Consider the following 14,158-nt stretch of genomic DNA (forward strand, 5'->3'; position numbering starts at 1 on the left):
GTGAAAGATGAAGTATAAACAACTGAAGCTGATGATATCAGCTCTAATATTTCTTGTAGGTTTATGGATGAATATATATTTTTCCACCAACCTACATTTTTTATTGTCAGGAAAAATGAAGGTGCTCACCTTTATTCCAATAAAATCATGTTTTGAAAGTATGGCGGCAAGTGGTCAACATTTGTCGCTATTTTTCTATTTACAAGGCTTTATCCTTCTGTGCTCCATTTACTTCTATCTGGCAAATATGAAACCTTATCAATCAGATTTAGAAGCAATTACCCATGATATAGCAACGCCGGTTAGAGCAGGACAAATGCAATTTGGTTCAGCTAGATGGCTCACAGAAGAAGAAAAGAACAAAGGCTTTAAATCTATAAAGCTTAGAAAAAACGAATTAAAAATATTAATGGAAAGGACCAAGCGGGATGAAGAAGAAGAAGAAAACTGTCCAAAAGAAAAAAGCTTATCCCAAGGAGAAGCCCTTCAAAGGTTACCAGAAAGAAGTAATGAAAAGTCAAATGAAAAAGACTTGCCAGAAACCGATACGCAGGAATATTCGATACCCAAGCTAAACCAAGGTGGTATTGTTGTCGGTTTTCATCAAGAAGGTGATGCAGAAAAGATATTTTACATTGATGAGGATACCCATAGTCTCTGCATTGGTGCAACACGATCAGGAAAAACAAGGTCAGTGGTGCTTCAATCGGTTGGACTACTAGGGCTTTCAGCTGAAAGTTTAGTCATTAGTGACCCAAAAGGTGAAATCTTCACTTACACCTATCCCTATTTTGAAGCCCTTGGCTATGAGGTGATTTGTATTGACTTTAAGAATCCCTTAAAGAGTGATCGGTATAACTTCTTACAGCCGGTCATTGATGCCATTGATGAAAATAATATTCCTAAAGCGGTGGATGCCACATGGGACTTAACTACTGCCCTTGTACCGGAGAACAGTCATAATGAAAAAATATGGACCAACGGTGAAGCCAGTATTATTGCCAGTGCTATTATGGCAGTCGTTTATGACAATCGTAATGGTAAAGACAGAAGATATCAGAACATGAGCAATGTTTATTTCTTCATCAGTGAGATGTGCAAAGTGGTGGATGGGGCAATGCCTATCATCAAATACATGAAGAACATGCCGGCACATCATCCTGCAAAAGCCTTACTTGCCATAAGTGAAGTTGCTCCAAATAAAACGAGAGGATCATTTTATACTTCAGCACTGACAACATTAAGGCTGTTTACAAACCCACTCATACATTCCATGTCTGAAGCCAGTGACTTTGACTTAAGGAGAATGGGAACAAACAAGCAGGTACTGTTTATTGTGCTTCCAGATGAAAAGACAACGTATTATAGTTTAGCCAGTCTCTTTGTTAATCAATGCTATATGCAACTGGTTAAAAATGCAGATGAAAGAGGTGGACGATTAAAAAGACGAGTAAACTTCATGCTTGAAGAGTTCGGTAACTTTGTGAAGATTCCCGACTTCGCCAATAAACTAACGGTTGGTGGTGGTAGAGGCATTCGATTCAATTTATTCCTTCAAAGCTTTATGCAACTGGATGAGAAATATGGCAAAGAAGTCGCTGGAACTATTAAATCCAACTGTGAAACCTGGCTTTATCTTCAGGCAGATGATTTGGGAACTTTGGATGAAATATCAAAGAAGCTGGGGAACTATACTGTATCCACCTATTCTCTAAGTTCGTCTCATGGTAAATATTCTAATCCATCAAGTTCCCATAGTGTTAATCTGACTCACCGAGCCTTATTAACGGTGGACGAGATCAGACGAATCAATAGACCATATACATTAATCACTTCGAGAAATCACCCGGCAATGATGCAATTGCCAGATCTATCGGAGTGGTTTTTTAATACCCTCTTTGGACTTGGAGACAAAGAACACAACAGAAAGGTGCGTGAAAAAAGAGAAGGAAAACGAAATCAAAGAAAAGCTTCTAATGCCATTGATACATGGAATATTTGGGAGTATTACACCCAAGAAGAAAAATCGAATTTTGTTTATATGCGAAATATGAAAGGCGGTGAACAAGGTGAAACTTAAACCACTAAAAATGAAAGCAAGGAATTTTTTAAAGACAATCTTAGGAACGCTGGTCGTAATGATGATGTCAACGGTTCCAGTTATGGCGGATACGGTTAAGGACAGTCAAATTGTCAAAGGCACTGAAAAATTGATTCAAGATGTAACAACATGGCTGATGGTTCTAGCGCCTATTGTCGGTGTTTTACTGATTATTTATTTCTTTATTAGAAGAAGCGCAGCAGATGAAATTGATCAGAAGAAGTGGAACAACCGTATTGTTACGGTAATTGTTTCAGTTATAGGAGCAGTTCTAGCTTCTGCAACACTTAATCTGATTATTGGTTACTACGTTTAATCATGGGAAAGTCCCGATTAAAAATAAAAAACAAAATTAAACTTACGGAGGTAATGAAATGAGAAAGTTAATGAACAAAGCACAAATGGAAATGGTAAAAGTAATGGTTAAAGGAAGAGCAATTCTTGCGGGAAATAGTGGTGAAGGAATGGTTGATTCGGCGGTTAAAATTTTGATCTCGATTGTCATCGGAGCATTGCTGTTAGCGGGTTTGTACGCACTTTTCGGTGACGTGATTTTGCCGACTTTGAGACAACGTATCCAAGACATGTTCAACTTTAGTGGTAGCGTGAGCTAATTGTATGGAAATCAACGATTTAAAGTAGCAGGGGGCTTCTCAGCCCCTGAATACTTTATCAGAGAAGGAGGTGCACATTAATGGAATACGTCATCATGCTATTAATTGGCGCCATATTAACGGGCTGTTTGGCATATGTAAATACACTCTTAGATGGTCTTGTTCCTATTGCCCTTCATGCAGAAGACTATATGGATACACTTCTTGGAACCAGTGGTATAAGTGGCATATTTGATATTTTCTTTTCATTTGGAGTTTCTCTTATTGTCTTGAAATTTTTAAAGAAAGGCTTTGAGAGATACATTTTATGGACAGAAGGCGATGCAGAGGTTGAACCTATTATGCTCCTTACAGGGTTCTTCAAGTCCCTTGCCATTGCCATTAGTTTTCCAACCTTATATGGTTGGTTGGCTGAAATTGTTCAAGACCTAAGCAATGAACTAATTACCACTGTCTCTAATGGTATGGCAACGGATTTCAGTACCATTATTACCGGTATTACAAGCGCAGGGATTTTCACTGGTATTGTGTCCATCATTTTTTTTATCTGCTTTTTTATGCTGTATATCCAGTTTCTCACAAGAGGACTTGAAATTCTGATTCTTAGAATAGGTTTACCTTTAGCTTGTGTGGGCTTAATGGATCAAGACAATGGAGTGTTTAGAACCTATATACAAAAGTTCTTTCAAAGTACAACAGCTGTTCTGGTGCAGATTGTACTAGCGAAACTGGGTGTTTCATTAATGCTCAATGCCCATGTGTTTTGGGGACTAGCAGCTCTGCTATTGGCCTTAAGGACACCAAAGTTCTTGCAGGAATTTTTGATTGTCTCAAGTGGAAATGGTGGCGGTGGCATGATGAACCGAGTTTACTCAACTGCTCGAATCTATCAAATGGGAAAAGCGGTATTTAAGAAATAGAAGGATGGTGAGGCAGTGGATCTATTAAAAGAAATGGCTGATGCCTTCATCCTTTTAATTCGTGTAGGAGCAGTTTTGAGAGTCGTTCACTGCTTTATTCATATAGGAATTGATGAAGAACAAAGTAGCAGCTATAAGAAGAGAATGAAAAATACAGTAATCTTTTATATCTTAGCAGAGAGTATATGGCAGATTAAAGATTTAGTCATGAGTTATTACATGTGATGGAGGTGCGTATGGAAGAAAGAAAAAAGAATCCCTTGTATATTCCCCAGGGATTGAAAACAAGGGTTGAGATTTTTGATGGGTTCGGTAAAGAAGAGTTATTTAAAACCATTATGGTGACCATAGTCGTTGGCATTCTTGACATTATGTATTACCTAATTTTTAAGAATACGGTGGTGAGCATTGTCGCCATTCTTGTGGCAATTGCAGGAAGTGTCATGATGTTGACAAAAGACCATACCAATATTTCAGTCGTGGATCAGGTGGGCTTTATGGTTCGTTTTGCCCGGTCACAAAAATATTATCCTTACAAATATCAAGATGAATGGAGGTAGCGCAAGTGGAAGCAACAAATAAAGAAAAAGTGTTATCAAAGATGAATAAGGAGCTGGCAGTCATCTCGGATGGAAATTATGATTTAAGGTCAGGTGAAAACTATATGACCGCTGAAAGTGTCCATTATGCCATTAGAAAATGGTTTTTGAAAGAACACATTCCAGATCATATTGCTGGATTGATGGTAGATTTAGATGAGCCACTGGAAAGAATGTATGATTTCTATGTGGATTCCGGTTATTTGACGAAAGAGGTGGATGGTAAGTGCTTTATCAAGGATTATATGACATGCCTTTACCATGAGCATTTAAGAAGCATTCTTCATGAAAAAGTAGAAAAGGAATATCAACAATTCATTGAAGTATTCAAGAAAAAGTCACCTTATGATATACCTAAATTGATCACAGAAATTACAGTAAAAATGCAGATCTACAGTATCTTTCGATATGATGATCAGTTTGATTTTAGCGAGAGATGCTTTGAATATCTTATCCCCATTGAAAACATCTTAGATAAGGTTTACAAAGCTTCTGAACTGAAAAGTGTATCAACGAATGATTTAGGGATTGTTGAAAAAGAAGTTATCAATAGTCTTATGGATTTGGCAAGAACTACAGAGGAAAATCAAGCAGTCGAGGATGATGGCTATGAAATGGATTGATATGATGGAGTACATTTATATTGTTCAATTGTTAGCCTTCATCATGCTACTAATCTATGCTGCCATGATAGACCTAAAGACAAGAACAATACCGGATCATATACCTATGTTAATTATTCTTATTGGATTGATTGATATGGAACCCGTATCAGCAGTATTAGGGTTGATCCTTGTTCCTATGCCCTATTTTATTATGGCACTTCTTAAAGAAAACAGCATAGGTGGTGGTGATATTAAACTTATGGGCGCTTGTGGTTTTTATTTAGGCATACAAGCTGGATATGTGGCAAGTATTTTGGGGCTAATGCTTGCGATTATCATTCATTTCGCTTATAGCGTGATTGGAAATAAAAAGGTGACTAGAAATATACCACTTGGACCATATCTAGGAGCAGGCTGTATAATAGCCTATTTTGTAATTAAATAAAAGAAAAGATCAGGAGGAATACAAGCAATGAAAAAAATATTAAGAAACAGGACCGTTCTAGGGATAGCCAGTATCGTGCTATCTCTTATTATTTGCTTTGGATTGACCCCGTTATTCAATCAGACGATATCTGAGAAAGTATCGGTTGCAAGAATAACAGAGAATATTCAAAAAGGTGAGCTGATAACATCAAAGATGATAGAAATAGTTGAAATTGGTGGATATAATTTGCCGGATACAGTTTTACGTCAGGAAGAAAACATCGTTGGTAATTATGCCTTAACAGAACTTCATGCAGGTGACTATGTTTTAAACTCTAAGATTTCAAGTAACCCCCTTGTAAATTATGAGTATTTAACAGACTTTGATGGCAGTGAACGAGCCATATCTGTCAGTATTAAAAGCTTTGCTGCTGGCTTGTCAGGAAAATTAGAACCGGGGGATATTGTTAAGGTCATGGCTTCTGATTTTGGAGATATAAGAGAGACAGTAAGTCCTGCGGAGCTTCAATATGTAGAAGTACTAGCAGTGACAGCCGGAACAGGTCTTGACACAGATGAATATGAAATAGATCAAGAGGCAATAGAAAAAGACAAAGAATTGCCAGCCACAGTTACATTAAAGGTAAGTGATAAGCAGGCAAAACTTCTTGCTGAAATGGAGGCCAAGGGTAAAATTCACATAGTCTTTGTGTATCGTGGTGAAAAGGAAAATGCAGGTAAGTTCTTGGATGAACAGATGTTGATTTTGTCTGAAAATGAGGATCAAGAACAAACTGAGAAAAATGAAACGGATGCTATAAATCAAGATGAGACACAAGAAAATAATCAAGAAATTGAGGAAGAAGTGGAGGTAAGTGATGATGATGAAGAACAATAAGATTATTGCTATATGGGGCAATCCCAATAGTGGAAAAACCACTTTGAGTATTAAGATTGCAAATGAACTGATTAAGAAAAATAAAAGTGTCATATTAGTTATGGCAGACCCATTTGCACCGGCTATTCATACTGTGCTTCCATTCACAGAGACAAAGGATCAGTCACTCGGAGCATTGTTGTCCTCGATTCAGATTTCTCAAGAAAGCATTTTGAAAAAGTGCATTCCAGTCCCTAATACTAAGAACTTAAGTGTTTTAAGCTATCTTCATGGAGAAAATATTCGAACTTATGCAGATTACGGGAAAGAGAGAATCCTTGATTTTTTCATTCTGTTAAAGCATCTTGCAGATCACATTATTGTGGATTGCAGTAGTCAGTTTAACCATGATCTATTGTCAAGAGGTGCACTTGAATTATCAGATCAAGTCATTCGTTTAATATCACCAGACTTAAAGGCCATTAGTTTCTATGACGCTTCGTTACCTTTATTGGGAGAGCGAAAATACAACGTGGCAAATCATATTAAGGTACTATCTAATGTAAAACCAGAAATGCCTAAAGATATTGTTGGGAATCGCTTTGGTGGCATTCAGAATGAACTGGATTATAGTGAGGAACTTCAGCGTCAAGTACTTGAAGCAAGGCTCTTTGAAACACTAACAGATAAAAAGAGCGAGGGATACAATAAGCAACTTCAAAACCTTATGGATATGTTGTTCTTTGCTGAAGATAATTATGAGAAAAAAGAAAAGAAGAAGGAAAAGAAACTTAAAATTGCTTTTCGCAAAAAAGGGAGTGATGCATAGATGAGTGATGTGTTTTTAGATTCAGCAAAGAATATCCGAGATTTTTCTGACATCCTTCATGAAGTACAGGAATATATATCAGGGAAATATGCAATTTTAATATCTCATGACAGCGAAAATCAAAAAGACCAGATGAAGTCCTACATCACCAAGTATCTGATGGACTATTCATTAGCGGTTGAAGATATGAACCTAGATGAGTTGGTAGAAACCCTATACTCAGAAATGGCAGAGTATTCATTTCTAACCAAGTATATTTTTCGTAGTGACATAGAAGAAATAAATATTAACGGATGGAATGATATTAAGGTCACTTATTCAAATGGCGAAATTTTACCGATAAAAGAAACCTTTAATTCACCAAGCCATGCCATTGATGTCATCCGAAGACTGCTTCATAAAAGCGGTATGATTCTTGACCAATCACAGCCTATTGTTGTAGGTCATCTATCTGAGCGTATTAGAATCACAGTTTTAGGACAAGGTGTTATTGATCCAGCAATAGGTGTTGCGGTTTCCATTCGTATTGTTAATCCAAAGAAACTGGTCAAAGAGGATTTTATCAGACAGAATACAGCAAGCGAGGAAATGCTAGACTTTCTGTCACTGGCACACCGATATGGTGAAAGCCTTTGTATAACAGGCGCAACGTCTAGCGGTAAAACCACACTCATGAGTTGGATTCTTTCAACATTACCAGATAATAAGAGGCTATATACCATTGAAAACGGGACAAGAGAATTTAATCTAGTCAAGAAAAATGAAAAAGGTGAAGTTATCAACAATGTTATCCACACCGTAACACGACATAGTGATGATCCAAAACAGAATATTACCATGGTTAAACTCCTAGAAACAGGACTTACAGTGAACCCAGATTATATCTGTGTAGCTGAGATGAAGTCGGAAGAAGCTTTTTTCGCCCAAGAATCGGCGAGGACTGGCCATGGGGTGACAACTACCATTCATGCCAGTTCTTGTATTGCCACCTATTATCGAATGGTAACCCTGTGTAAACAGCGCTATGATATGGATGAAAGAACCCTTTATAATCTGGTAACGGAAGCCTTTCCCATTGTTGCTTTTTCAAAAAAGCTAGAAGACAACTCAAGACATATCATGGAAATTACCGAATGTGAAATTAAAGAAGATGGCACAAGAGCAATCAGGACACTGTATAAATTCAATGTTATAGACAATGCTATTGTAGATGGGAAACTTAAGATCATTGGAAAATATGAAAAGGTCAATGACATATCATTATCTTTAGAGAAAAGACTTCTGGAAAATGGTATGCCAAGTAGCCTTTTAGAAGGGTTTAAAGGAGGTGGAGACCATGAGTAGTTTGCTATTTATCGCATTTATTGTCATGATGAGTGGTCTATTTATTACCTTTGAACTTTCCCCCTTTGACATGGCAACAGACATATTAAAAAAGAGTGCTAAAAAGGAACAAGCATTAAATGAAAGAATTAAAGCATTAACCGGTAAGAAAAAGAAAAAAGGATTGAAAAAGCTTATTGACGAAACTAAACACGTACTAAAAATGACCAATAAAGAGAATCTATTTATGCTGATCGTCATATTATCTTTAGTATTTATGACCATCGGTTTTTTTATTGCTGTTACACTCAATAATATGTTCCTTGTGCCAGTACTAGCCATTGGTTTTTCACTACTTCCTTTTTGGTACGTTCAGTTTACAGCGACAAAATGGAAAAAGGGACTAAACAGTGAACTAGAAACAGCTTTATCCATGATTACAACATCTTATTTAAGAAGTGAGAGTATTATCACGGCAATAGAAGAAAACGTCAACTATATCAATCCACCAGTCCAGGATGTATTTCATGCTTTTTTAACACAAACGAAGCTCATAAATGCCAATACAAAAATGGCACTGGAAAGCTTAAAACCAAAAATAGAAAGTTCAGTATTTCATGAATGGGTGGATGCGCTCATTGATTGCCAGGAAGATAAAAATCTTAAAAGTACCCTGACACCGATTGTATCTAAATTATCAGATATGAGAATGGTCTCAGCAGAACTTGATTATCTTCTCTATGAACCCATTAAAGAATTTGTGACCATGGCCATATTATTAATCGGTAACATACCACTCATGTATATGCTCAACAAAGATTGGTACCATACCTTGATGTTCACAGGCATTGGTAAATTTGTACTGGCAGTCTGTGGTATCGTCATATTTGTCTCATTGGCAGCCGTCGTTAAATTATCTAAGCCTGTGGAATACAAGAGGTAGAAAGGGGTGATAGAATGATACAAATTTTACTTTTATTTTCGATATCCTTTTCTTTAGGTGTGTATCTGATTCTGAAGGACCTATTAAAATTGCCTTCAGGACGAGCTATTAAGGCGGTTCATGTCATAGATAAAAGGGAAAGAAAAAAATCAAAGAATTTTGAAGTGTTAATCAATGAATGGGCGATTAGATTATCTAAGGTAGTCCATATGACGGATTACAGCAGACGAAGACTTACAGCGACTTTAAAATCAGCAAATATTAAGCTCTCACCAGAAACCTTTGTTGCAAGAGCTTGGCTAAAGGCAGGGATGATGCTACTTTTTATAATCCCTGCTTTATTAATTTTCCCCATGGTATTTCCAGTCGTATTGTTTTTAGCAGTAGCAGTTTATTTCAAAGAAATTCGAAGTGCTGATGAAGCTGTTAGAAAAAGAAGGGAAGATATCGAGTTTGAGTTGCCACGTTTTGTTTCAACCTTGTCACAGGAACTAAAAGCCAATCGAAATGTGCTGAATATCCTAGAAACCTACAAGCAAAATGCGGGCAATAATTTTAAGAATGAGTTAGAGATTACTGTGGCAGATATGAAGTCAGGAAGCTATGAATCAGCCCTTACAAGAATGGAAGCAAGGCTCAACAGCTCATCGCTGTCTGAAACGATTCGTGGGCTTATTGGTGTATTAAGAGGGGATGATGGTGTTGTCTATTTTCAAATGCTATCCCATGATTTGAAACAGTTAGAGCTACAACGATTAAAGACAATCGCCATGAAAAGGCCGGCAAAGATAAGGAAGTATTCATTTGCTATGCTCTTTTGCTTTTTGATGATGTATCTATCTGTTATGTTTGTTGAAATTATTGAAACCCTTGGGAAACTATTTTAGGAGGTGGTGGAATGATAGAAATTTTAAGATCAAAAAGTGGAGAGGGTTATATTGATGTAGTGGTGGTTGTCCTTGTAGCCATGATGGTTATTGCTATGGCAGTTAAGGTTTATCCTGTATTTGTAGTAAAGAGCGATTTAAACACATTTGCAAACGAATTAGCAAGGGTGGCTGAAATTGAAGGGCGAATTGGTTCAGAAACCACGGCCAAAAAAAATGAACTCAGGTCAAGTCTTGGGATTGATCCAACAGTGAATTGGTCTACATCAGGGAATATTGATCTCAATGAAGAGTTTAGCCTTGTTTTAACATTACCTGTAGATATTGGCTTTTTTGAATTTGGCTCTTTTCCCATTACCTTGACAGCCAAAGCAACAGGCAGATCGGAGGCATATCATAAATGATGAAAATCATAAAAGATAAACAAGGCAGTGCAGCACTCTTTGCCATTGTCATTATTTTATGTCTGATACTTCTCTTTACAGTTGCAAGTGAATACTTAAGATTACAAATCATAGCAAGTGGTATCAGAGATGCCCTACAATCTTCTGTTATTGCTGTAGCGACTGAAAACTATGACGAAGTCTACAACGGTTTAAGAGAAGGCTATTCTGGTGGTTATCAGCTAGATGAGATGGATAGATGGGAAGAGCGTGTTGATTCAGGTGCAGTGCTCATGAAATTAAGTGATAAACTGGGACTAATCGGTGGCAATAAATATGCAGGTGGGTATTTGGAATATCGTTTATACGATTTGGATATTCAGATTAATAATGCACCTTTTGCAACCAGTGACAATAACAACAGGTTTGAAGCAGAAGCCTGGGTGACACTGCTTGTACCTTTATCCTTTGGTTGGGAGCACTTACCGCCAATGGAGATTCGTCTTAAAGTCAATGCAGGATATAGTCCAAAGTTTTGAAAAATAAGTGAAGTATAGACAAATTAAATCTCTGATGATAATATGTATATATAGTACATGTATAAATTATACATATTGTTATTGGAGTTGATGATCATGAAAAATAAAAAGTCTATAAATCTGAATGAACCAAGCTTTTATATCTTATTGGCACTATCTAAAGAGCCTATGAGTGGATATGAGTTAACAAGAAATATACTAAATATTACAAAAGGTAGACTTGAAGTAAGGACTGGAACTATGTATCCCACTCTTAAGAAGCTGTTAGACCTTAAGCTCATAGAACAGATTGATGAAAGCAATCAAGAGAGAAACAAGAAGACCTATCAATTGACAGAGGAAGGGAAAAAAATCCTTCAGCATGAAATTGATATACTCAAAGAAAAATTAGAAGAAGTGAAGTTGATTATGAACGAAACCTAAGGAGGTCGTGGATATGAAAAAAATGAATTCAAAACAAACAACTTTAGTTGCAGGAACATCTTTAATCATTGTTGCAGTAATATTTGGTGCTTTGATTTTTTCAAAGCTAAATACAGGGGAAGTTGCAAAAGACAATGTATCATCAGAAAATCAACATAACACGCCTGTTGTAGAAGAAATTGAAGTATCTGAAGAAGTTAAGCCCATTGTTAAAGTTCCTAAAATTCAGGATACAGAAACAGAGGTAATAGAAGATAACGAAGAAGTTGTTTCTATTGAAGAGCCAATGCCTGAACCACCAGAAAAACCAGAACTAGAAGCACCAAAGGACAAACCGGAAACCAATGACGATTTAGAGGATATGGATAATGTGCCAGAATACAATGAAGAAGATTTGGTTATTGAACCTGAGGAAGTTGTTGTGGTGAATGAACCTCAAGAGTCAACAGAACCAGAGCCGGTAGTTGAGGAAGAGGGCGAAAGCAATTTAGTGCCACCATCTGAGAATCCATTCTTAAATCCTGATAATGCAGTTAATGCTGAAGAAATTGATGGCTCTGAAATAAGTGATTATGTTCCTGGGACAGGCGATAAATTTTAATAAATGTATTTTGAGATAACTTGGCAAAGAGTTATCTCTATTTTTTTGAAGGAGATGAACAAATGAAACGATTAAAAAAAATTCTAATACTCGTTTTGATTGCAATGCTTCTAGTAAATACTATAGGAGTATATGCTGATGATAATGCTGATACTGGTACTGGTGATACAAGCGGCGCTTTAGATGGTAAGGCTTTTTATCGAGGGAGTGAATATATGTACAAGGTATCTGTATATGTAGGGTTAATCGATCAAGCAGATAAGAACACCAATTTAAGCTCTGATTGGAAAATGATAGGTACAAGACCTATCTATGTAAAACACTCAAACTTTTCAATACCATCAAGTGTACTTTATGGTATTGAAAGTAAAATAGGCTATCAAAATGGGATTGCATTAACATCAAACAATAATCCCAAAATTCTTGTAGATAACCCTCCACCAATTCCGATAACCAATGATGGAAATATCAATTCAGTGAAATCTTATTTTGGCGACACAGCAACATTAAATTACTTTATTGATGCTTTTGCATCACAAAAAGGAATATCAAGTAAAAGTCTAGTTGAAAACATTACTTTTACCATCGAAGGTGAAACAAAACGTTATCCAGCAGAAGAAATTCTGCCTATCAAAGTCAATGATAAATATCAAAATAAAGTACCATGGCTTATTGTTTACGAACCTGTGATTATTTCATATCTAAAAGACCGAACAACTACATTAGCCTTTACTGCCACAGAATATGCCTTAGCTCAAAAGCTAGGGTATTTTAATTTTAGAGGCGGATCTGATGGACAATATATTTCAGGAATGACCCATTCTGATTTGCCAAATTCAATTTTCTTAGAAGAAAGTTGGTTTGGCTATCCGGTAACGTCAGCACTTCCTGATAATGTGTATTGGGATTTGGATCGTATCATAGCAGGCGGTGGCTGGGGAATGCGTCTATTAAAGGCAAATGCGGTCAATGTCGTTGAAAATGATACAGAGTATGACTATGAGTATCGTATTGATACAGATGTTATTACTTCGGTTCGTATTTATGCAAGTGATGACATAACTCCAGATAACCGTCATGAAAGTGAAGCAGCTTACAACAATCCGGTTAAAAATACTGCCACCGTTACTATAAGTGCCAATGGCTATTCAAAAAGCACAGAAGTCGTTATTCCTAGTGGCGGTTCAGAACTAGTTTGGCTCAAATGGCATACTCCAAGTACGCCTGGTGATGTAACAATTCTAGTAAATGTTAGTGGAAACAGTGCAGCTAAAATTGATGGAACAAGTCGAAGTGCTACTTTAATTGGTAAAGTTGTAGATTTAAGCTTAAGTGAGCCACCAAATCCAACAGCCAATGACCGGAATGATCATTTTACCTTACCAAACCTTCCTGTAAAAGCAGAGAAAACTACAGCGAACTGGGGCGTGTATGATTGTAACTGGATTCCTAATTGGATATGGCATCCCAAATGGGAATGGGAAAGCAATTGGGTAAAGAAGACTTATACTAAACATCATAGTGGTGGTTGTAAAGCTGATGGTTCTTGTCCAGGTCATAAAAAAACGAAGTGGGTTGACAAAGGTAAATGGGTTGATAATGGGCACTGGGTAGATGAAGGGCACTGGGAATATGATTATACAAATTATAATGCCAGTCTTACAGGCGATATCTCATTGGAACCGGATGAAAAATCTCCAACCGCAGATGGAGAGGTTATGAGATCTGGCTATGGTGTCAATAACAATGTTTCAACTTATCCTACAACAAATGCACCAAGTTCTCACGTTACCAATGCTCAAAATGTCATTACCTATTTCCCTGAATTTCATTATGACACTTACTGGAGGTTGCTGGATGCAAGAGGATATGGTGAATTTGCTTTCAAAGAAAATAAGTATTCAACTTATAATAGCAGAGTCCATTTCACACCGCTATGGTTCCCCGATGGAAGGTATAGTGTCTATTCAGAAATAATAGATATGTGGACGCCGGATGGCATGCTTAGAATTAATTTAAATGACGATGTGACTATTGATGGAGATTTATTTATGGATTGGCATATCGGTCCCAAAAGGAGTGAGTAAT

Annotated in this window: 18 protein-coding genes; all 18 read left to right on the forward strand. The window is 36.8% G+C overall.

Annotated features, from left to right (window positions below; all coding sequences use genetic code 11):
- Window positions 1-7 precede the first annotated feature (7 nt).
- Window positions 8-2,080, forward strand: coding sequence for a type IV secretory system conjugative DNA transfer family protein (locus JR334_11880; protein QRN85628.1), 2,073 nt, complete (start codon window positions 8-10; stop codon window positions 2,078-2,080).
- A gap of 10 nt (window positions 2,081-2,090) precedes the next feature.
- A complete protein-coding gene (locus JR334_11885; GenBank protein QRN85629.1) occupies window positions 2,091-2,417 on the forward strand; it encodes a hypothetical protein in 327 nt (108 codons plus the stop codon).
- A 58-nt stretch (window positions 2,418-2,475) separates the two neighbouring features.
- Window positions 2,476-2,715 (forward strand): hypothetical protein, encoded by a 240-nt coding sequence (locus tag JR334_11890; protein QRN85630.1) that lies wholly within the window; start codon window positions 2,476-2,478, stop codon window positions 2,713-2,715.
- 80 nt (window positions 2,716-2,795) lie between these two features.
- Window positions 2,796-3,635, forward strand: coding sequence for a hypothetical protein (locus JR334_11895; GenBank protein QRN85631.1), 840 nt, complete (start codon window positions 2,796-2,798; stop codon window positions 3,633-3,635).
- 15 nt (window positions 3,636-3,650) lie between these two features.
- Window positions 3,651-3,860: a mercury transporter gene (locus JR334_11900; protein QRN85632.1), complete on the forward strand. Its 210-nt coding sequence runs from the start codon at window positions 3,651-3,653 to the stop codon at window positions 3,858-3,860.
- Between the two features lie 11 nt (window positions 3,861-3,871).
- Window positions 3,872-4,195, forward strand: a complete 324-nt coding sequence (locus JR334_11905; GenBank protein ID QRN85633.1) for a hypothetical protein — start codon at window positions 3,872-3,874, stop codon at window positions 4,193-4,195.
- Between the two features lie 5 nt (window positions 4,196-4,200).
- Entirely contained in the window at window positions 4,201-4,857 is a 657-nt protein-coding gene (locus JR334_11910; protein ID QRN85634.1) for a DUF3848 domain-containing protein, read from the forward strand.
- 1 nt (window position 4,858) lies between these two features.
- Window positions 4,859-5,284: a prepilin peptidase gene (locus tag JR334_11915; GenBank protein QRN85635.1), complete on the forward strand. Its 426-nt coding sequence runs from the start codon at window positions 4,859-4,861 to the stop codon at window positions 5,282-5,284.
- A 27-nt stretch (window positions 5,285-5,311) separates the two neighbouring features.
- The gene (cpaB, locus tag JR334_11920) at window positions 5,312-6,163 is read left to right on the forward strand and encodes a Flp pilus assembly protein CpaB (GenBank protein ID QRN85636.1); all 852 of its coding nucleotides are present in this window, start codon (window positions 5,312-5,314) and stop codon (window positions 6,161-6,163) included.
- Window positions 6,144-6,971 carry an AAA family ATPase gene (locus JR334_11925; protein ID QRN85637.1) on the forward strand — a complete coding sequence of 276 codons (828 nt, stop codon included), beginning with the start codon at window positions 6,144-6,146 and terminating at the stop codon, window positions 6,969-6,971. Before cpaB ends, JR334_11925 begins: the two co-directional genes overlap by 20 nt.
- A complete protein-coding gene (locus JR334_11930; protein ID QRN85638.1) occupies window positions 6,972-8,315 on the forward strand; it encodes a type II/IV secretion system ATPase subunit in 1,344 nt (447 codons plus the stop codon).
- Window positions 8,308-9,237, forward strand: a complete 930-nt coding sequence (locus JR334_11935) for a hypothetical protein (GenBank protein QRN85639.1) — start codon at window positions 8,308-8,310, stop codon at window positions 9,235-9,237. Before JR334_11930 ends, JR334_11935 begins: the two co-directional genes overlap by 8 nt.
- Before the next feature lie 14 nt (window positions 9,238-9,251).
- Window positions 9,252-10,124, forward strand: coding sequence for a secretion protein F (locus JR334_11940; protein QRN85640.1), 873 nt, complete (start codon window positions 9,252-9,254; stop codon window positions 10,122-10,124).
- Window positions 10,125-10,135: 11 nt separating this feature from the next.
- Complete coding sequence (locus tag JR334_11945) at window positions 10,136-10,528, forward strand: DUF4320 family protein (protein ID QRN85641.1); 393 nt, start codon at window positions 10,136-10,138, stop codon at window positions 10,526-10,528.
- On the forward strand, window positions 10,525-11,046 hold the full coding sequence (locus JR334_11950) for a hypothetical protein (GenBank protein ID QRN85642.1): 522 nt from the start codon (window positions 10,525-10,527) through the stop codon (window positions 11,044-11,046). The genes JR334_11945 and JR334_11950 overlap by 4 nt, the downstream gene beginning before the upstream one ends.
- Window positions 11,047-11,142: 96 nt before the next feature.
- Window positions 11,143-11,469 carry a PadR family transcriptional regulator gene (locus tag JR334_11955; GenBank protein QRN85643.1) on the forward strand — a complete coding sequence of 109 codons (327 nt, stop codon included), beginning with the start codon at window positions 11,143-11,145 and terminating at the stop codon, window positions 11,467-11,469.
- A gap of 13 nt (window positions 11,470-11,482) precedes the next feature.
- Window positions 11,483-12,070, forward strand: coding sequence for a hypothetical protein (locus JR334_11960; GenBank protein QRN85644.1), 588 nt, complete (start codon window positions 11,483-11,485; stop codon window positions 12,068-12,070).
- Between the two features lie 62 nt (window positions 12,071-12,132).
- Window positions 12,133-14,157, forward strand: coding sequence for a hypothetical protein (locus JR334_11965; protein ID QRN85645.1), 2,025 nt, complete (start codon window positions 12,133-12,135; stop codon window positions 14,155-14,157).
- Window position 14,158 lies beyond the last annotated feature (1 nt).

It is taken from the genome of Clostridia bacterium (assembly GCA_016887505.1).
GTDB lineage: Bacteria > Bacillota > TC1 > TC1 > UBA5767 > UBA5767.